The organism is Bradyrhizobium sp. (assembly GCF_004799405.1).
Classification (GTDB): domain Bacteria; phylum Pseudomonadota; class Alphaproteobacteria; order Rhizobiales; family Xanthobacteraceae; genus Bradyrhizobium.
In genome coordinates this window covers 70,443-88,344 of sequence record NZ_SSMW01000080.1, presented here as the reverse complement: position 1 = coordinate 88,344, position 17,902 = coordinate 70,443, and the positions used below count along the sequence as shown (strand labels likewise).

Below are 17,902 nucleotides of genomic sequence, written 5' to 3'. Positions count from 1 at the left end.
GGCGAGGGAGCACCAGGGGAGTGACGCGTTGAGTTTTGTCGAGCGTCACGGCCTGTGGTCGCGTGAACAGAAAGAATCCGCCGGCAGCCTTCGCAAAATCGTCGAGGCGCAAAAGCTCGAAGTGATCCGGCTGTCGTTCCCGGATCAGCACGGCATTCTCCGCGGCAAGACGCTGGTGGCAAGCGAGGCGCTGGCTTCGCTCGAGAGCGGATGCAGCATCACCACCACGATGTTCGCCAAGGACACCTCGCATCGCACGGTATTCCCGGTGTTCACCTCCGGCGGCGGTTTCGGGATGCGCGAGATGGAAGGCGCCGCCGATGTTTTGATGGTGGCGGACCCTACCAGTTTTCGCGTGCTGCCATGGGCGTCGGCCACCGGCTGGCTGTTGTGCGACGTTTATTTTGCCGATGGGCGGCCGGTCCCGTTCGCGACCCGCAATCTCTACAAATCGGCGCTCGCAAAACTCGAAGCGCGCGGCTACGACTTCGTCGCCGGCCTCGAAGTCGAATGCCACATTTTCAAACTCGAAGACGCCAGGATGTCGCCGGAGGATGCCGGTCAGCCGGGACAGCCGCCTGCCGTCAGCCTGTTGTCGCACTGCTATCAATACCTGACCGAACAGCGCTACGACCAGATGGAGCCGGCGCTCGAGATCGTCAGGCGGGACATCGTGGCGCTCGGCCTACCGCTGCGATCGATCGAAGTCGAATTCGGCCCCAGCCAATGCGAGTTCACGTTCAAGCCGGGCAAAGGCCTCGAGCCCGCCGACACCATGGTGCTGTTTCGCAGCGCCGTGAAGCAGATCTGCCACCGCCATGGCTATCACGCCACCTTCATGTGCCGGCCGCGATTGCCGAACGTGTTCGCTTCCGGATGGCATCTGCATCAATCGCTGGTCGCGCGCGGCAGCGGCGAGAACGCTTTCATGAGCAAGGACAATGGCGGGCTGTTGAGCGCGTTCGGGCGGCATTATCTCGCCGGGCTTTTGGAGCATGCCCGCGCCTCGACCGTGTTCACGACGCCGACCATCAACGGCTACAAGCGTTACCGTTCCTATTCGCTGGCGCCGGATCGCGCGATCTGGGGCCGCGACAACCGCGGCGTGATGATCCGCGTGCTCGGCGGCGCCAACGATCCGGCAACCCGCCTGGAAAACCGCATCGGCGAGCCCGCCGCCAATCCCTATCTCTACATGGCGTCGCAAATTCTCTCCGGCCTCGACGGCGTCGATCGCGAACTGGATCCCGGCCCGTCCGCGGACACGCCGTACGAGACCAAGGCGAAGCCGCTGCCGAAGACGCTGGGCGAAGCGGTATCGGCGCTCAAGGACGATCCGTTCTTCCGCGAGGCGCTGGGCGCGGAGTTTGTCGACTACTACGTTCACATCAAGAACGCCGAAATCGAGCGCTTCCAGGCCGAAGTGTCGGATTGGGAACATCGCGAATATTTCGAGATGTTTTGAGAGGTTGCGCTAATTCGTCATGCCCGGGACAAGTCCGCCATGACGGAAGGATGCGGATCGCGGATTGGACAAATAGGGCCTCAACATCGGCAGTGAGCTCCCTCTCCCCTTGTGGGAGAGGGTTGGGGTGAGGGGTTCAGGTCTATCGATAGAGCTTAACCCCTCACCCGGATCGCATCTAACGATGCGATCCGACCTCTCCCACAAGGGGAGAGGTGGCTTTCTTCAAATCCCCAGATACCGGTGCTGCAGCTCTGGCTCCGCCATCAACTGCGCCGACGTGCCGCTCCACACCGTCCGCCCCCGCTCGATGATGGTGTGGCGATCAGCGATGCGAGTGAGATGCTCGACGTTCTTGTCGATCACCAGCACCGCTTGTCCCCGCGCTTTCAGCATCGAAAGACAATTCCAGATTTCGTCGCGGATCAATGGTGCGAGGCCTTCAGTGGCTTCATCCAGGATCAAGAGGCGCGGATTGGTCATCAGCGCACGGCCGATCGCCAGCATCTGCTGCTCGCCGCCGGACAGCGTGCCGCCCATGTTGCCGCCGCGTTCGGCCAGCCGCGGAAACAGCGCGTGGATTTTTTCGATGCTCCACGGATTCTCCGAGCCGAGCCGGTTGCCGGAGGCGGCGACGAGATTTTCGTAGACCGTCAGGTTGGGAAATATCTGGCGCCCTTCGGGGACGAGGCCGATGCCCAACTGCGCGATCCGGAACGAGGGCAGCTTGCGAACGTCCTGTCCGGCGAAGCGGATTGCGCCGGCGCGCGCCGGCGTCAGCCCCATGATGGAGCGGATCGTGGTGGTCTTGCCCATGCCGTTGCGGCCCATCAGGGCCACCATCTCGCCGGAGCGGACCTGCAGCGACATGCCGAACAGCACCTGGCTCAGGCCGTAGCAGGTCTCGATCTCTTCGACTTCGAGCAGGGCGGAGGCGTCAGCCATTGGATGTCACCACATGCTGATCGCCGAGGTAGGCGCGCTTGACTTCTTCATTGCCGCGGATCGCCGCCGGGGTATCCGAGGCAATGACGCGTCCATAGACCAGAACCGTGATGCGGTCGGCGAGCGCGAACACCGCGTCCATGTCGTGCTCGACCAGCACGATGGTCACTTCCCGCCGCAACTCCTGCAGCAGCTTGATCATGCGCGCCGATTCGGTTGAACCCAGTCCCGCCATCGGCTCGTCGAGCAGCAGCAATTTCGGCGAAGTCGCGAGCGCCACCGCAAGCTCGAGCTCGCGCTGCTCGCCGTGGCTCAACCTCGACACCACCACGCCGGCGCGCCGCTCGAGCCCGACACGCGTCAGGGCCGCCAGCGCCTTGTCGCGCAGATGTTTTTCCCGGCGGGCATCGCCCCAGAAATAGAACGAGTGCCCGTCATGCGCCTGCACCGCCAGCGCGACGTTGTCGAGCGCGGTGAACTCCGACAGCAGCGAGGTGATCTGGAACGAGCGCGCCAGTCCGAGCGCGCTGCGGCGCCAGGCCGGCAGGCGGGTAATGTCACGGCCGGCGAACCGAATGGCGCCGGAATTCGGCTGCAACTGCCCGGTGAGCTGGCTGATCAGCGTAGTCTTGCCGGCGCCGTTGGGGCCGATGATCGCGTGCAATTCTCCGCTTGCGACGTCGAGCGAGAGATGATCGGTCGCGGCGATGCCGCCGAACCGCCGCACCAGGTTTTCAACGCGAAGCAGGGGATCAGCCACGGTCGAGCCTCCCCAGCAATCCGACAATGCCGCCGCGCCCGAACAGCACGATCAGGAGCAGCAGCGGACCCATGATCAGCGCCCAGTATTCGGTGAGTTGCGACAGAAACTCTTCCAGCACAAGATAGACCACCGCGCCGATCACCGGGCCGAACAGCGAGCCCATGCCGCCGAGGATGACCATGACCATGAGATCGCCGGAGCGGGTCCAGTACATCACGGCCGGACTGACGAAGTCGGTATTGTTGGCCAGCAGCGCGCCGGCGAGGCCGCACAGGGTGCCGGCGATGACGAAGCAGACCAGCCGGTATCGCGTGGCGGGAAACCCGATCGCCTGCATCCGCGCTTCATTGGATCGCAGGCCCTGGACCACCATGCCGAAGCGCGAATTGACGATGCGCCAGACCAGGTAGATCCCGCCGAGCAGACAGCCGAGACAGAGATAATAAAACTGCACGCGGTTCGACAGATTGATCAGGCCACCGAAATCGCTGCGCTTGTAGATGGTGAGACCGTCGTCGCCGCCGTACCGCGCCAACCCGGAGGCGACATAATACGCCATCTGCGCAAAGGCCAGCGTGATCATGATGAAATAGACGCCGCGGGTGCGCAGGCTGAGCGCGCCGATCACCAGCGCAAACAGCGCCGAGGCCGCCAGCGCCACCGGCCATTGAATGAAGCCGGAGCCGGTGCCTTCAAAGGCGAGAATGCCGACCGCATAGCCGCCGATCCCGAGATAGGCGGCATGGCCGAAGCTCATCATCCCGCCATAGCCCATGATGAGATTGAGGCTGACCGCCGCCAGCGCGAAGATGACGATCCGGGTGAACAGCGTCAGCGCGAAGACGTTGCCGCTGAGCGACGTGTAAAGCGGAAGCAGCACCAGCCCGGCGACCACCAGTGCTGCGACCGCGTTGCGCGCGTTGAACGAAGCGCTCATCGCCGGTTGGCCGGAAACAGCCCCTCCGGCCGCAGCACCAGCACGATGGCCATCACCAGATAGATCAGCATCGAGGACAGCGCGGGTGCTGCGGTCGACGCGGTCGCCGAACTCAGCACCCGCCGCAGCAAATCGGGCAGGAACGCGCGGCCCAGCGTGTCGATCATGCCGACGAAGATCGCGGCCAGGAACGCGCCGCGGATCGAGCCGATGCCGCCGATCACGATGATGACAAAGGCGAGGATCAGGATGTTTTCGCCCATTCCGATCTGGACCGTGAGGATCGGCGCCTGCATCAGCCCGGCGAGACCGGCCAGTGCGGCGGCGAGCCCGAACACCAGCGTGTAGAGCAGCTTGATGTTGATGCCGAGCGCGCCGATCATTTCGCGGTTGGAGGCGCCGGCGCGGATCAGCATGCCGAGCCGGGTGCGCATCACCATCACATAGAGGAAGATCGCGACCAGCAGCGAGACCACGATGATTGCGAGGCGGTAGCTTGGATAAAACACGCCGGGCATGATCTGGATCGGCACCGTCAGCCACGCCGGCAGCGGCAGCGCCAGGCCCGCCGGGCCCCAGATCAGCCGCACCGCGTCGTTGAAGAACAAGATCAGACCGAACGTCGCCAGCACGTGATCGAGATGGTCGCGGCCATACAGGTGCCGCAGCGCCACGAATTCCAGCACGATGCCGAGCAGCAACGTCGCGCCCAGCGCCAGCAGCACGCCGACGACGAAACTTCCCGTCCACGCCACGAAGGTTGCCGTGAAATAGGCGCCCATCATGTAGAGCGAACCATGCGCCAGGTTGACGAAGTCCATGATGCCGAACACCAGCGTCAATCCCGCCGCCAGCAGGAACAGCAGCAGGCCGAACTGCAACCCATTCAGGAATTGTTCGACGACGAGCAGCATGGATCCTGAAAATAGTTGAAGAACTTTCGTGTCCGCAAACTTAGCTCAGCTCACCTCTCCCCTTGTGGGGGAGGCATAGGTCGCCTTCGGCGGCCGTTCTTGAAGAAGAGAACGCCGAAGCAAGGCTTCGGCTACGTCGCATCGACAGATGCGATCCGGGTGAGGGGTTAAGCTCTATCGATAGACCTGAACCCCTCACCCCAACCCTCTCCCACAAGGGGAGAAGGAGCACACCGCCGTTGCCGCTTGATCTCATTATCTTCCAACAAAACAGCGGCAGCGCGCGAGCGCCGCCGCCGTGCTGAATAAAATCCGCGATCACTTCATCGGGCATTTGTCGTGGAAACGATCCTGGTTGTCCTTTACGATGGTGGAGACGGTCTTGAGCGACAGCGTGCCGTCGGCATCCTTCACCACGTCCTGCAGATAGAAATTCTGGATCGGAATGTGGTTGTTGCCGTATTTGAACGGGCCGCGCAGCGACTTGAAATCGGCCTTTTCCATCGCGGCCTTCATCGCGTCCTTTTTGCCGGTGTCGCCCTTCACCGCCACCACCGCGCTGTTGATCAGTTGCGCGGCGTCATAGGCTTGCGCGCCGTAATAGGTCGGGCGCAGGCCGGGATATTTCTTGCGATAGTCGGCGACGAACTGCTTGTTCTGCTCGTTGGGCAGGTCGTTGACCCATTCCTGCGCGCCGGGAACGCCGAGCGCATTGTCCTTCTGCAGCGGCAGCGACAATTCGTCGATGGTGAAGGCGGTGTAGAGCGGCATCTGCTGCTTGAGGCCGGCCTGCACATATTGATTGAGGAACTGGACGCCGGCCGCACCCGGATAGAACACGAAGATCGATTCGGCACCCGACGCGCGCGCCTTGGAAAGCTCGGCGGAGAAGTCGAGCTGGCTCGGCCACACCGTGTATTCCTCGCCCTTGACCTCGCCCTTGAACGTGCTCTTGACGCCGGCCAGCATGTCCTTGCCGGCGGCGTAGTTCGGGCCGATCAGGAACACCGACTTGACGCCCTTCTGGTTCATGTAGAGGCCCATCGCCTCCGGGGTCTGGTCGTTCTGCCAGGACGTCGAAAATACGTATGGCGAGCACAATTCGCCCGCGAGCTGCGACGGTCCGGCATTGGCGCTGATCAGGAAGGTCTGCGAATCCACCGCGGTCTTCAGCGACGCCAGCAGCACGTTCGACCAGATGTAGCCGGCGATGAAGTCGACGTGATCGGACTGCACCAGCTTTTCGGTCTTCTGCTTGCCGACATCCGGCTTCTGGCCGTCATCCTCGTAGATCACCTCGACCGGCAGGCCGTTCATCTTGCGGCCCAAGTGATCGAGCGCGAGCTCGAACGAATTGCGCATGTCGTTGCCGATCACGGCGGTCGGGCCGCTGAACGTGCTGACAAAACCGATCTTGATGGAATCCTTGCCCAACGCAGGGCTTGCCAGCGCCAGAACCGTAGCGCCCGCGAGCCAGAATGCTGTTCTCATTGTCGTCCCTCCTCACTATTTACCGATGCCCCCTGCGAGATGGCTTGCTTTGTGCGCGAATTCTCTCGGTGGCGGCAAGCACCACCTTTGGTGTCCCTCGCAAAGGAGCATGCACCATAATTCGCAGCCGGTACGAATAGCAAGAATTATAGTGCCAATTATAACCTTGACAAAGCAGGGCATTATGACACATGAATCTTGCGCCTCTAAAATCGAATCGATTCAAGGGGCTGGCGCGCCCGATCTTATAACTGTCAGTCGATCCGCCCTTAGCGAGGCGCTTGTGGCGGAGCTTCTTGAGTTTTTTGACGACCCTGCGCGAGGCGGTCTAAGCCTTCACGAACCTGAGGCACGTTGGATAATCGGAGGAGGTATTCAGCGTGCTCTTTCGGCGAGTTGTGATCCCAAACTGACGCCATAGCCACCCTTAGATGGGTTTTAGTAGTCGCTGCACGCTTACTTATTCCATCAAGGAAGCTATCTCCGACAACGAAGACGCGATCAAAGTTTGTTGGTACTGCTGCGTTTTCGACGCCAGGCTGAGTGCGAAGTGCCAGCATGAAATTTTCTAGTGTGTGAGATGGATCAGAAAGTAAGAGTGAATCGGGCAAGTCAGGGCTGTATCCCCAACTCCAATGAGCAAGTTTATCCCGCTCTTTCATAAGTGGTCTAACCACCGCCGATAAGAATACCGAAAAGACATCGAAATGTTCAGGAGGAACGCTAGCTTTAGCGGCAGAAGTAATTAGCCGAAGTTGGGCAGCGCGACTTTCAACACCAGAATACATCGCTACCGCGGCTTGATGGTTTGTGTGTAATAAAACTCCAAGAAAAGCACCAAGAAAAATCTCAATCTCGGACCACTGCGTTATGCAATGGCATATCTTAGCAGCCAATTGCGGGCGTTGCGCCATGGTTGTACTATCGCCCCAATTTACAAGGGCATCAGGCTTTACTCGGGATAACGGCTGCATGGCAAAATCCGCTTCGTCAAAAGGCATTGAGCTTCATCCAGATGCATGGGCGCGCTTTGAGCGTGCCGCCAGTGCTGTCGCGAAAACTCCGCCGCAGCATCGGGTAAAGCCGAAAGCTAAATCAAAAACGGCTGCGAGTCCCAAAAAGAAGAAGCGCCTTGATTGAACGTCTCGCTCACGCCTCTTATTGGGTTCTTTTCGCTTCCGGCGTAGTCGTAACGGTTCTGGGAAGCCTGCATATCATTGCCGCCACCCCGGAGGCGCAACTTATTACTTGGATTGTTGGTTTCGGGCTGTGCGCTCTCGGCTGGGTCGTGCGATACGTTTTGTTAGGTCGCTGGCTACCTTAAACGGGACGCTTCTTCTTGCGCCAATAAACAAAGCGGCGCGCCTGAATATGAAACGTGTTTTTAGTCAGGCCGTCGATAGGTGAGACGTTTGCCGACGATGCCCTTCGCCAGTTGCTCGGCGCGAGCAGCATCGTTCACACCTAAAGCGGTGCGGTTATTATGGCGGAAATCAAACTCTGCGAGATAGCGGTGCAGATGCTTCTCGCTGCAATGCTGGTACGTTCCTTTCATACCGCGCTTGAACACTGAAAAGTAAGTTTCAATGGTGTTGGTCGTGATGATGGTTTCGCCATCGCGACGTGCGTATTCGTCTTTCGAATGATCGACGGTATCGTGGCGCGCAAATTCCGTGAACATCTTTTTGTAGACGGGCGCGGTGTCGGTCATCAGGCGCGCTTCTTTCGAGATATTTGCGTTAACAATCGGCGCGATCTCGGCAGCATTCGCATTCGAAACGTGGAAGCTGCGGACCTGTCCGGTCTCGCGGTCAAGCAGTGATAGAACAGCGTTCTTATGGCGTGATCCACCGCGCTTCATCTTCACGCCCTTGACGCGACCAATATAGGTTTCGTCAACCTCGACAGCGCCGCCATCTTCGCCCATGGGCGGGAGAAGGCCGCCAACGCGCATTGCCTCACGTAAGCGGTGCATCAGAAACCAAGTCGATTTGTAGCTGATGCCCAACATGCGGTGGACCTGATGGGCGCTGATGCCCTTCTTGCTGGCAGTCATCAGGAACAGCGCGGCAAGCCACTTGGTCAGCGGAATTTTGCTGCTCTCGAATACGGTCCCGACAGTGGCCGTGAACTGCTTACGGCAGGCCGGTTCGTTGCACTGGTACACGCCGGGACGATGCGCGTCGCCATCAAGCTTGGTGATCTTGTCCTGATCCGCGTTGCCGCAATGCGGGCAGACCCGACCGTTCGCCCAAACGCGCGCTTCAAGCCAATCGCGGGCTTTGGTTTCGTCAAGGAAGATCGGGTTTTTTAGTAAGTCTGTCATGGCGATAGCTCCAGAATTGAAGCAATCTTAACTCTGTCGATCTGCTTTGTCAAGGTTATAATACGCATTATAGTGCTGGTTGGGAATCAACGACCGTGGCTTTATATCCGCCAGGTGTGTGAGCAATCGGTCTGAGAATCGCGGCGATCGGCAATCTGGTCGCAGCTTTTGGTCCTTGCAGCACAGCACGCTCTGAAACCTGTAGAGGCTACGCATGACAGAGCCGCCGCACCCGACAAAACCGCATCATGTCGTGATTGTCGGCGCCGGCTTCGGCGGCTTGGAGGCGGCGTTTCGCCTCGCGGGCGCGCCGGTCCGCATCACGGTGGTCGACCGGCGCAACCATCATCTGTTCCAGCCGCTATTGTACCAGGTCGCCACTGCGTCGCTGGCGACATCGGAGATCGCGTGGCCGATCCGCTATCTGCTGCGCGATCGCCCTGAAGTGACGACCCTGTTCGCCACGGTGACCGGCGTGGATGCGGCTGGCAAGCGGGTGCTGCTCGATGACGGCGAGGCGCTATCCTATGACACGCTGGTGCTCGCCACCGGCGCCCGTCATGCGTATTTCGGTCATGACGAGTGGGAGCCGTTCGCGCCCGGCCTGAAAACATTGGAGGACGCCACCACACTCCGGCGCCGCATCCTGGTAGCCTTCGAACGCGCCGAGCGCGAGAACGATCCGCGGCGGCGGGCGGCGCTGCTGACCTTTGTCATCGTCGGCGCCGGCCCGACCGGCGTCGAACTCGCAGGCACCATCGCCGAACTGGCGCAGGACACGCTGCCGCCGGACTTCCGCAACATCGACACCCACAAGACGCGCGTCGTTCTGATCGAGGCCGGGTCCCGCGTGCTGGCGGGCTTCGCCGACGATCTGTCGACCTATGCGCAACGCTCGCTGATGAGTATCGGCGTCGAAGTGATGCTGGGACAGGCCGTCACCGCGTGCACCGCCGACGAGGTGGTCTATGGTGATAACCGGCTCGACACCACGACCATCATCTGGGCCGCCGGCGTGCGCGCCTCGCCCGCCGCCGAATGGCTTGCTGCCGCGGCCGACCGCGCCGGCCGCCTGCAAGTGTTGCCCGATCTCACCGTATCGGGCCATCCCGATATCTTCGCCATCGGCGACACCGTCGTAATCGCCGGCCCGGATGGCAAGCCGGTCCCCGGTATCGCGCCGGCAGCCAAGCAGGAGGGACAGTATGTCGCCGCTGCCATCAAGGCGCGGCTGCGCGGCGTCACACCTGCGCCGTTCCGTTACAGGCACGCCGGCAGCCTGGCGCAGATCGGCAAGCGCAAGGCGGTGATCGATTTCGGGCGCGTCAAGCTGCGCGGCACGCTGGCCTGGTGGATATGGGGCATCGCGCACATCTATTTTCTGATCGGCCTGCGCAACCGGTTGAGCGTCGCCATCAGTTGGCTGTGGATCCACGCCCGCGATCAACGCGCCGCGCGCCTGATCACGCAAGGCAGCAGCAAAGTCAGCAAGTGAATTTGCGGAAGCCGGTCGTATCAGCCACGCGGCGGAATTCGTGCTGCTCATAAAATGGGCAAATACAATGGATTGACCGGAGAGGCAGAACCGCAATCGTTGCTCCGAGGTTCATTCAAGCAATTGACAAACCAGCATCATTCTCGGAATTCGTTGTTGCGAGGCGATGTACACAATGGCACACCGCTTGCTTCGATCTGATCAAGGATTTCCGGTCCCGGAGCACCGCCCGCCATGGCAAACTTTGGCCCAGCCACTACCGGCCTGCCGCGTTTTGCGGACCGCATCTTTCGCAACGATCGGAGCACCGCGTGACTGAAACTGTCGCAGCGTTGGTCGCCGCGCACCGCGCAGGCTCCGTGTCGCCGGCACAGACCGTCGTGCGCACCTTTGCACGCATTCGCGACCACAACGATCCCGCCATCTTCATCAGCCTGCGCAACGAGACAGAAGCATTGGCGGAAGCGGAAGCCCTAACGGCGAAAGATGCCTTGCAGCTTCCGCTCTACGGCATCCCCGTCGCCGTCAAAGACAATATCGACGTCGCCGGTTTGCCTACTACCGCGGCCTGCCCGGCCTTTGCCTACGCGCCTGCGCATGACGCGACCTCGGTGGCGCGGCTGCGCGCCGCCGGCGCCATCATCATCGGCAAAACCAATCTCGACCAGTTCGCCACCGGCCTCGTTGGCGTGCGCTCGCCCTATGGCATTCCCGACAATCCGATGCGCGGCGATCTCATTCCGGGCGGATCGAGTTCGGGATCGGCCGTGGCCGTATCGGCCGGCCTCGTGCCGCTGGCACTGGGCACCGATACCGCCGGCTCCGGCCGCGTGCCGGCGATGCTCAACAATATCGTGGGCCTGAAACCGAGCCTCGGGCTGATCTCCACCGCCGGCCTGGTGCCGGCCTGCCGCACGCTGGATTGCGTGTCGGTGTTCTCGCTGACCGTCGACGACGCCATGACGGCGTTGAGCGCGATGGCCGGCCCCGACGGCGCCGACCCGTTTTCGCGGATCCGGCCGCTGGCGCAGATGAGCGCGTTTCCGTCCAATCTCAGGCTGGGCGTGCCGCGTGACGGGCAACTGATCTTCTTCGGCGACAAGGCCTCGGAGAAGGCGTACCGCGATGCGCTCGATCGCTGGACATCGCTCGGCGCCACGCTGGTCGGGTTCGATCTCGAGCCGTTCTATGAAACCGCACGGCTGCTCTATGAAGGCCCGTGGGTCGCGGAGCGCTATCTGGTGGTCCGCGACCTCCTGGCCTCATCGCCGGATTCGATTCATCCGGTGACGCGCGAAATCACCGCCGCCGGCGCGCGGCTAACCGCTGCCGACACCTTTGCATCGTTCTACCGGCTGCAGGGGTTGCGCCGGATCGCCGAGCGGGCCTTTGCCAATATCGACGCCCTGGTGCTGCCAACGACGCCGACGGTGTACTCAACGGCGCAAGTGCTGGCCAATCCGATCGAACTCAACAGCCGGCTCGGCACCTACACCAATTTCGTCAACCTGCTCGATCTATGCGGCCTGGCATTGCCGGCAGCGATCCGGCCCGACGACATCCCGTTCGGCATCACGCTATTGGCGCCGACCGGGCAGGACGCACGGCTCGCCAGCATCGGCCGCGTCTTCCACGCCGACACCAGGCTCCCGATGGGCAGCCGAAACCTGCCACAGCCGGCTTTTTCGGCGTTGAGGGCGGGCGTTGACGGCGACGAGATCGCCATCGCGGTAGTCGGCGCGCATCTGTCGGGCATGGTGCTCAACGGCGAATTGAAGGCGCTGCGCGGACGCCTGCTGGAAGCAACCTCGACCGCGCCGGACTACAAGCTCTATGCGCTTCCCACCACGCCGCCGAAACCCGGAATGCTGCGGGTGGCGGCAGGAACCGGATCGTCGATCGCGCTGGAGATCTGGGCGCTGCCGGCGGCATCATTCGGGGAATTCGTCGCCGCGATCCCGCCGCCGCTGTCGATCGGCACCGTCCGTCTCGCCGACGGCCGCGGCGTCAAGGGCTTTATCGTCGAACCCACCGCGATCGACGGCGCGCGGGATATCTCCGCATTCGGCGGCTGGCGGGCCTTTGTGGCGGAGAAGGTGGCGGTGTGACCGCTCGCTCGCCCCGCGCCTGCGGGGAGAGGTGAGAAGACTAAACCGATACCGCGTACAACTCGTATTCGCCGCGCACCAGTTCGATATGCGCGCGCATCGCGGTTGCGGCGCCGGTGCGGTCGCCGCGCATGATGGCGACCACGACGCGATCGTGCTCGGCGTGGGATTTGGCCAGGCGCCCGAGGTTGCGGAATTGCGCGCGGCGAAACGGCTGCACCCGCACCCGCGTCGCCAGCGTCATTTCGGCGATATAGCCGTTCTGCGAGCCGGCATAGATCGCATTGTGAAAGCGCTCGTTGACTTCGTGGAAGCGGTCTGGATTGCCGGCGTGGCTCAGCACCCGCAATTCCTCGTGAATCGCCTCCAGCCGGTGGCGCTCCGCCGGCAGCATCCGCTCGGCGGCAAGCCCGGCGCACAGCGCTTCCAGTTCCGCCATCGCCTCGAACATTCCGGTCAACCGTTCAATCGAGGGCCGCGCCACCACCGCGCCGCGATGCGCGCGGACGTCAATCAGGCCGCTGGCCGCAAGCTGGCGCAGTGCCTCGCGGACCGGCGTGCGCGAGACCTTGAAGCGCTGCGCGATGTCGGTCTCGTCGAGAGCGGCGCCGGGCGGCAGCGCGCCGCGTACGATTTCGTCCGCCAATTGCAGCCGCAATTCCTCGGCGCGCGTGATCTTGTCCGGATAGGGCCCGGCGCGGTCGACCCTGCGAACCGGGGTCTCGGCCCCGGCAGCAGGACGTTGCGGGGCGCCGGCTGGAAGATCGTCAAGACTCATGGCTTTTGACCCGGCGCTTTGGAAGATTCGGGCTCGTCGATGATGCTGACATGGGCGGCGACGATCCGCCAACCTTCAGTAAATCGAACCCAGGTTTGCATCTGCCGCCCCACTTTGCTGCCGGTCCAGGCGTCGCGATAGAACAGCGTCGAGGCCACCGCGGCATCGCGGCCGTAACTTGTAATCAATGTCCTTGCGGTCCTGCGCATCAATCCCATCGGCGAGCGCGCCGCGCGAAATGCCGCGATCGCGTCGTAGCCGTAGAGATTTTCGCCGATCCCGTAGCGAAGCGTGCGCGGATCGACGCGAAACAACTCGCCGAGCACCGCGACGTCGTTCGACACCAATGCCGCCTCGTAGCGCGCGAATTGCGCGGTCACTTCGGCAACGACGTCGGGGAGATCGACCTCCATCCTGCAATCTCCTTTACAGGGCTCTCGGTGGCGGCGCGCAGACCACGCCGGCGCGCTCCAGCGTGTAGGCTGCGCGCAGCGCAATATCTTCCCGCCACGGCGCGGCAATGATCTGCACGCCGATCGGCATCGGCTCGAGCGGAACGGGTACGGCAACCACCGGCAAGCCGATGAAGGAAATCGGTTGGGTGTGGATGCCGATATTGGCGCGCACCGGCAGTTCGACGCCGTCCAGCACGAAGGTCGCCTGCCCGAGTTTCGGCGCGACACAAGGCGTCGCCGGCGCGACGATCACATCGACCGACCTGAAAATCTCCAGCACCCTGGCGCGATACCAGCGGCGGAATTTCTGCGCGCGGTCGACCAGGGGCGCCGGAATCATCGCGCCCGCCAGCAACCGGTCGCGCACCGCCGGATCGAAATCGTTCGGGCGGTTACGCAGGCGATCGAGATGCAGCGAGGCGCCTTCGGACGTGGTGATGACATAGGCTGCGGCGCGGGCGCGCGCGGCTTCGGGAATTTCGATGGTACGCGCGGCGCCGAGCGCCCTGGCGACGCGGGCGACCGCCTCTTTGGCTTCGGGAAAAACGTTGGTCTGGAAATATCCGCCGGCGATCGCGATTCGCAAGTTCCCGATGTCCTGCGCCAACAGCGCGGTCACCGGCTCGGCCGGCCGCGCCGTGCAGGCCGCGTCATCCGGATCGGGGCCCTGCATCGCGTCATAGGCCAGCGCCAGATCGCCGACGCTGCGCGCGAAAGGACCGAGATGATCGAAGCTTGCGACGAACGGAAACGACCTTGCGCGGGACAGCCGGCCGTAGGTCGGCTTCAGCCCGAAAATTCCGCAGAACGAAGACGGCACCCGGATCGAGCCGTTGGTGTCGGAGCCCAGCGCGATCGGGACAAGACCGCCGCCGACCGCGCCGCCGGAGCCGCCGGACGAGCCGCCGGTCATCCGCGTCACGTCATGCGGATTGCGCGACGGGCCGTCATGCACGTTCTCGCCGGTGAAGTCGTAAGCATATTCGCCCATGTTGAGCGCGCCGACCAGCACGGCACCGGCGGCTTCCATCCGCTCGATCAGCGTGGCGTCGCGCGGCGACGGCGCAAGATCGCGATTGATCTTCGAGCCGGCGCGGGTCGGCAAGCCCCGCACATCGAACAGGTTTTTCACCGCGAACGGCACGCCGGCCAGCGGCCCGGCACTCTCGCCAGCCGCAATCGCCGCATCGACCGCTCGCGCCTTGGCGCGCGCGCGATCGGCGGTCACATCGGTGAATGCATTCAGGACAGAATCGTGTTTGGCGATCCGTGCCAGCGCCGCCTCGGTCACGCCAAGCGCTGACATCTTCCGGCCGGTCACCGCGCGTGCGATGTCCGCTGCCGACAGCCCGTCATGCCCGGCGGTCACGGCGATATCAGGCTGCAAAGACACTGGCCGGCTCGGTTTCGTCGGGAAGCGCAAATTCATCGACCAGCCGCGCCAGCCTCAGCGACACTTCGAGATTGGCCTTGACCGACGGCTTCCAGGCGTCGTCGACGGCAAGCGCCAGCGCCCTTGAGACGGCGTCGATGTAATCGTCCAGCGGATCAGCAGCCATGGCTCTCTCATCAATGAACCGGCAGCGGCGGGTGCGGAATCGCCGTCAGCAATTCTTTTGTATAGGCGTCCTGCGGATCGCCGAGGACGCGCTCGGACGGGCCCTGTTCGACGATTCGTCCGGTCCGCATCACAATGACACGATCGCACAATAACCGCACCACATTCAAATCGTGCGACACGAACAAATAGCTCATCCCCATCGACTGCTTCAAATCCTGCAGCAGATTCAACACCACCGCCTGCACCGAGACATCGAGGGCCGCGGTCGGCTCGTCCAGAATGACGAGCTTGGGATGCAGGGCGATGGCGCGCGCGATGCCGACGCGGGCCTTCTGTCCGCCCGACAATTGATGCGGGAAACGGTCGAGCAGGTTGACCGGCAGCCCGACCAGCCCTGACAGTTGCTCGCAGCGGGCGCGCAACGCGTCGCGTCCCCTGATGTCGCCGAGCTGCATGATGGGATCGACGATGGCGCGCGCCGCGGTAAAGCGCGGATTGAGGCTGTCGGTCGGATCCTGGAACACCATCTGGATGCTCTTGCGCAACGGCAGCCGCGCGAACGCATTGGGCAGGATGTCGCCGATCTCATCGCCGTCGAACATGATGCGACCCGAGGTCTGGTCGAGCAATCGCATCACCATCATCGAGGTGGTCGACTTGCCGCAACCGGATTCACCGACCAGACCGACGCTCTCGCCGCGCCCCACGCTGAAGCTGATGCCGTCGACGGCGCGGAATTGTTCGAGCTCGACCGGCGGCTTGCGGGAGAACAGCTTGGTCAGCGTCGCCGTGGCGCCCTGGCGCGGATATTCCTTGACCAGCTTTTCGACCAGCAGCAGCGGTTTTATCGCCTCGTCACCGGCCGGCGCCATGTCGGAAGCGGGGTGGACAGGCAACGCGGCTGCCTCCTCCTCCGGCAGCAAATCGCGCAAGGAGACGCCGAGCCGCGGCGTCGCGCGCATCAGCTTCCGGGTATAGGCGTGTTCCGGCCTGGCGAAGATATCGGCCGACAGCGCGGTTTCGACCACACGGCCCTTCTCCATCACCACCACGCGGTCGCAATAGGCTGCGGCGAGACCGAGATCGTGGGTGATCAGGATCGTCGACATGCCCCGCCGCCTGGTCAGCTCCACGATCAGGTCCATCACCGCTTTTTGCGTGGTGACGTCGAGGCCCGTGGTCGGCTCGTCCGCGATCAGAAGCTGCGGATTGCAGGCCAGCGCCAGCGCGATCACGACACGCTGGCACATGCCGCCAGAAAGTTCGAACGGATAGGCGTGATAGCGTTCGCGCGGACGCGTGATCTTGACCTGTTCCAGCGCCTCGATCGCCTTCTCGCCGCGATCGCCGACCGTCGACTGCTGGACGTGCTGGCGCAGCACGTCCTCGATCTGGTCGCCCACTTTGCGGATCGGATTGAGCGCGGCACGCGGATTCTGGAAGATCATCGAGATTTCACGGCCGCGCAAATCGCGCATCTGGTCTTCGGTCGCGGTTTTCACGTCGATGCCGGAGAACATCACCGAGCCTTCGGCGATCTTGCCGGCGCGGTCGAGAATCCGCATCACCGCATAGGAGGTGACGGATTTGCCGGAGCCGGATTCGCCGACGATGCCGAGCGTCTCGCCCTTGCCCACGGTGATATTGACATGCTGCACCGCCTTGACGATGCCGCGCCGGGTGGAGAATTCCACCGTGAGGTCGTTGACGTCGAGCAGCGGCTGCGCGGTCATGATTCGGTCCTCAGGTTCGCCGCTGCGGATCGACGATATCGCGCAGCCCGTCGCCGAGCAGGTTGAAACAAAATACCGCGATCATCAGCGCGACGCCGGGAAACAGCGCGATCCACCATTCGCCCGAGACCATGAAGCCGGCGCCCTCGGCGACCATGATGCCCCATTCGGCGGTCGGCGGCCGCACGCCGAGACCGATGAACGACAGCCCGGCGGCGTTGAGGATCGCGTATCCCATGGTCAGCGACATCTGCACGATCATGATCGGCATGATGTTGGGCAGGATGTGCACCAGCAGGATCCGGAATTCGCCGTTGCCCGACAGCCGCGCCGCCTGCACGAAGCCGGCATCGCGGCGCACATTGGCCTCGGCGCGGGCGACGCGGGCGTAAAGCGGGAAATTCACGATCGCGGTGGCAATGATGATGTTCTGCACGGTGTTGCCGAGCGCGGCGACGATACCCATCGCCAGCACGAACAGCGGGAACGCCATGATGGTGTCGGCGATGCGCCCGACGATGCGGTCGGTCCAGCCGCCGAAATAGCCGCCGGCGATGCCGGCGAGGCCGCCCATCAGGAACACCAGCACCACAGAAGCGACCGCGATGAAGGTATCGAGCCGCGTCGCCACGATGACGCGGCTGAAGATGTCGCGTCCCAACTGGTCGGTGCCGAACCAATGCGCCAATGACGGCGGCTTCAATGCCGCCGCGGTATCGGACGCCAGCGGATCGTGGGGAACGACGTAGGGGCCGAACACCGCCGCAAAGACAATGACGATCAGCAATCCGAACGCAAAGGCGGTAACCCGGTTCTCGCCGAGCACATAGCGCGAGTGCTCGAAGATCGCGGCAAGACCCGAGGTACGCGCAGGCGCGACAGGTTCAACGACAGGTTCGACGGTAGGCGCAACGCTGCTCACATTGGTACC

17 protein-coding genes are annotated in these 17,902 nt (G+C 63.0%); 4 read left to right on the top strand and 13 right to left on the bottom strand.

What is annotated here, in order from left to right:
- Nucleotides 1-28 precede the first annotated feature (28 nt).
- A complete protein-coding gene (locus E7813_RS12635) occupies nucleotides 29-1,465 on the top strand; it encodes a glutamine synthetase family protein (RefSeq protein ID WP_291574356.1) in 1,437 nt (478 codons plus the stop codon).
- Nucleotides 1,466-1,690: 225 nt separating this feature from the next.
- On the opposite strand, the gene E7813_RS12630 is transcribed toward E7813_RS12635, so the two are convergent.
- From E7813_RS12630 to E7813_RS12605, 6 genes are all read right to left on the bottom strand, one after another.
- The gene (locus tag E7813_RS12630; RefSeq protein WP_291574354.1) at nucleotides 1,691-2,410 is read right to left on the bottom strand and encodes an ABC transporter ATP-binding protein; all 720 of its coding nucleotides are present in this window, start codon (nucleotides 2,408-2,410) and stop codon (nucleotides 1,691-1,693) included.
- Complete coding sequence (locus E7813_RS12625; protein WP_291574352.1) at nucleotides 2,403-3,170, bottom strand: ABC transporter ATP-binding protein; 768 nt, start codon at nucleotides 3,168-3,170, stop codon at nucleotides 2,403-2,405. The genes E7813_RS12630 and E7813_RS12625 overlap by 8 nt, the downstream gene beginning before the upstream one ends.
- Nucleotides 3,163-4,110, bottom strand: a complete 948-nt coding sequence (locus E7813_RS12620; RefSeq protein ID WP_291574351.1) for a branched-chain amino acid ABC transporter permease — start codon at nucleotides 4,108-4,110, stop codon at nucleotides 3,163-3,165. The genes E7813_RS12625 and E7813_RS12620 overlap by 8 nt, the downstream gene beginning before the upstream one ends.
- Complete coding sequence (locus tag E7813_RS12615) at nucleotides 4,107-5,024, bottom strand: branched-chain amino acid ABC transporter permease (RefSeq protein WP_291574349.1); 918 nt, start codon at nucleotides 5,022-5,024, stop codon at nucleotides 4,107-4,109. Before E7813_RS12615 ends, E7813_RS12620 begins: the two co-directional genes overlap by 4 nt.
- A 318-nt stretch (nucleotides 5,025-5,342) precedes the next feature.
- Nucleotides 5,343-6,515, bottom strand: a complete 1,173-nt coding sequence (locus E7813_RS12610; protein WP_291574347.1) for an ABC transporter substrate-binding protein — start codon at nucleotides 6,513-6,515, stop codon at nucleotides 5,343-5,345.
- A gap of 269 nt (nucleotides 6,516-6,784) precedes the next feature.
- A complete protein-coding gene (locus E7813_RS12605) occupies nucleotides 6,785-7,489 on the bottom strand; it encodes a hypothetical protein (RefSeq protein ID WP_291574345.1) in 705 nt (234 codons plus the stop codon).
- On the opposite strand from E7813_RS12605, the gene E7813_RS12600 reads away from it, so the two are divergent.
- Nucleotides 7,488-7,655, top strand: a complete 168-nt coding sequence (locus tag E7813_RS12600; protein ID WP_291574343.1) for a hypothetical protein — start codon at nucleotides 7,488-7,490, stop codon at nucleotides 7,653-7,655. The two genes, E7813_RS12605 and E7813_RS12600, sit on opposite strands and share 2 nt — an antisense overlap.
- A 244-nt stretch (nucleotides 7,656-7,899) precedes the next feature.
- Here E7813_RS12600 and E7813_RS12595 read toward each other — a convergent pair whose 3' ends face one another.
- Nucleotides 7,900-8,841: an IS1595 family transposase gene (locus E7813_RS12595; protein ID WP_291574341.1), complete on the bottom strand. Its 942-nt coding sequence runs from the start codon at nucleotides 8,839-8,841 to the stop codon at nucleotides 7,900-7,902.
- 214 nt (nucleotides 8,842-9,055) lie between these two features.
- Between E7813_RS12595 and E7813_RS12590 the strand changes: the two genes are divergently transcribed.
- Together E7813_RS12590 and atzF are read left to right on the top strand one after the other, a co-directional pair.
- Nucleotides 9,056-10,336: an NAD(P)/FAD-dependent oxidoreductase gene (locus tag E7813_RS12590; RefSeq protein WP_291574339.1), complete on the top strand. Its 1,281-nt coding sequence runs from the start codon at nucleotides 9,056-9,058 to the stop codon at nucleotides 10,334-10,336.
- Nucleotides 10,337-10,647: 311 nt separating this feature from the next.
- Nucleotides 10,648-12,444, top strand: coding sequence for an allophanate hydrolase (atzF, locus tag E7813_RS12585; protein WP_291574336.1), 1,797 nt, complete (start codon nucleotides 10,648-10,650; stop codon nucleotides 12,442-12,444).
- 40 nt (nucleotides 12,445-12,484) lie between these two features.
- Here the strand turns inward: atzF and E7813_RS12580 are convergent, their stop codons facing one another.
- The 6 genes from E7813_RS12580 to E7813_RS12555 are packed head-to-tail and all read right to left on the bottom strand — an operon-like array spanning nucleotide 12,485 to nucleotide 17,893.
- Entirely contained in the window at nucleotides 12,485-13,222 is a 738-nt protein-coding gene (locus E7813_RS12580; protein WP_291574332.1) for a GntR family transcriptional regulator, read from the bottom strand.
- Nucleotides 13,219-13,635, bottom strand: coding sequence for an oxalurate catabolism protein HpxZ (gene hpxZ / locus E7813_RS12575; RefSeq protein ID WP_291574330.1), 417 nt, complete (start codon nucleotides 13,633-13,635; stop codon nucleotides 13,219-13,221). Before hpxZ ends, E7813_RS12580 begins: the two co-directional genes overlap by 4 nt.
- A gap of 13 nt (nucleotides 13,636-13,648) precedes the next feature.
- Nucleotides 13,649-15,106 (bottom strand): AtzE family amidohydrolase, encoded by a 1,458-nt coding sequence (locus E7813_RS12570; protein WP_291574328.1) that lies wholly within the window; start codon nucleotides 15,104-15,106, stop codon nucleotides 13,649-13,651.
- Complete coding sequence (locus tag E7813_RS12565) at nucleotides 15,054-15,236, bottom strand: DUF4089 domain-containing protein (protein ID WP_291574326.1); 183 nt, start codon at nucleotides 15,234-15,236, stop codon at nucleotides 15,054-15,056. Before E7813_RS12565 ends, E7813_RS12570 begins: the two co-directional genes overlap by 53 nt.
- A 10-nt stretch (nucleotides 15,237-15,246) precedes the next feature.
- Nucleotides 15,247-16,971 carry an ABC transporter ATP-binding protein gene (locus E7813_RS12560; protein ID WP_291574324.1) on the bottom strand — a complete coding sequence of 575 codons (1,725 nt, stop codon included), beginning with the start codon at nucleotides 16,969-16,971 and terminating at the stop codon, nucleotides 15,247-15,249.
- Between the two features lie 10 nt (nucleotides 16,972-16,981).
- Nucleotides 16,982-17,893: an ABC transporter permease gene (locus tag E7813_RS12555; protein WP_291574322.1), complete on the bottom strand. Its 912-nt coding sequence runs from the start codon at nucleotides 17,891-17,893 to the stop codon at nucleotides 16,982-16,984.
- Nucleotides 17,894-17,902: the final 9 nt, after the last annotated feature.

Bases quoted from the DNA above. Each gene is read 5' to 3' on its own strand.
- E7813_RS12630 (WP_291574354.1), bottom strand. From the start codon at position 2,410: ATGGCTGACGCCTCCGCCCTGCTCGAAGTCGAAGAGATCGAGACCTGC.
- E7813_RS12620 (WP_291574351.1), bottom strand. From the start codon at position 4,110: ATGAGCGCTTCGTTCAACGCGCGCAACGCGGTCGCAGCACTGGTGGTC.
- E7813_RS12615 (WP_291574349.1), bottom strand. From the start codon at position 5,024: ATGCTGCTCGTCGTCGAACAATTCCTGAATGGGTTGCAGTTCGGCCTG.
- E7813_RS12610 (WP_291574347.1), bottom strand. From the start codon at position 6,515: ATGAGAACAGCATTCTGGCTCGCGGGCGCTACGGTTCTGGCGCTGGCA.
- E7813_RS12600 (WP_291574343.1), top strand. From the start codon at position 7,488: ATGGCAAAATCCGCTTCGTCAAAAGGCATTGAGCTTCATCCAGATGCA.
- E7813_RS12605 (WP_291574345.1), bottom strand. From the start codon at position 7,489: ATGCAGCCGTTATCCCGAGTAAAGCCTGATGCCCTTGTAAATTGGGGC.
- E7813_RS12595 (WP_291574341.1), bottom strand. From the start codon at position 8,841: ATGACAGACTTACTAAAAAACCCGATCTTCCTTGACGAAACCAAAGCC.
- E7813_RS12590 (WP_291574339.1), top strand. From the start codon at position 9,056: ATGACAGAGCCGCCGCACCCGACAAAACCGCATCATGTCGTGATTGTC.
- E7813_RS12580 (WP_291574332.1), bottom strand. From the start codon at position 13,222: ATGAGTCTTGACGATCTTCCAGCCGGCGCCCCGCAACGTCCTGCTGCC.
- hpxZ (WP_291574330.1), bottom strand. From the start codon at position 13,635: ATGGAGGTCGATCTCCCCGACGTCGTTGCCGAAGTGACCGCGCAATTC.
- E7813_RS12570 (WP_291574328.1), bottom strand. From the start codon at position 15,106: ATGAATTTGCGCTTCCCGACGAAACCGAGCCGGCCAGTGTCTTTGCAG.
- E7813_RS12565 (WP_291574326.1), bottom strand. From the start codon at position 15,236: ATGGCTGCTGATCCGCTGGACGATTACATCGACGCCGTCTCAAGGGCG.
- E7813_RS12560 (WP_291574324.1), bottom strand. From the start codon at position 16,971: ATGACCGCGCAGCCGCTGCTCGACGTCAACGACCTCACGGTGGAATTC.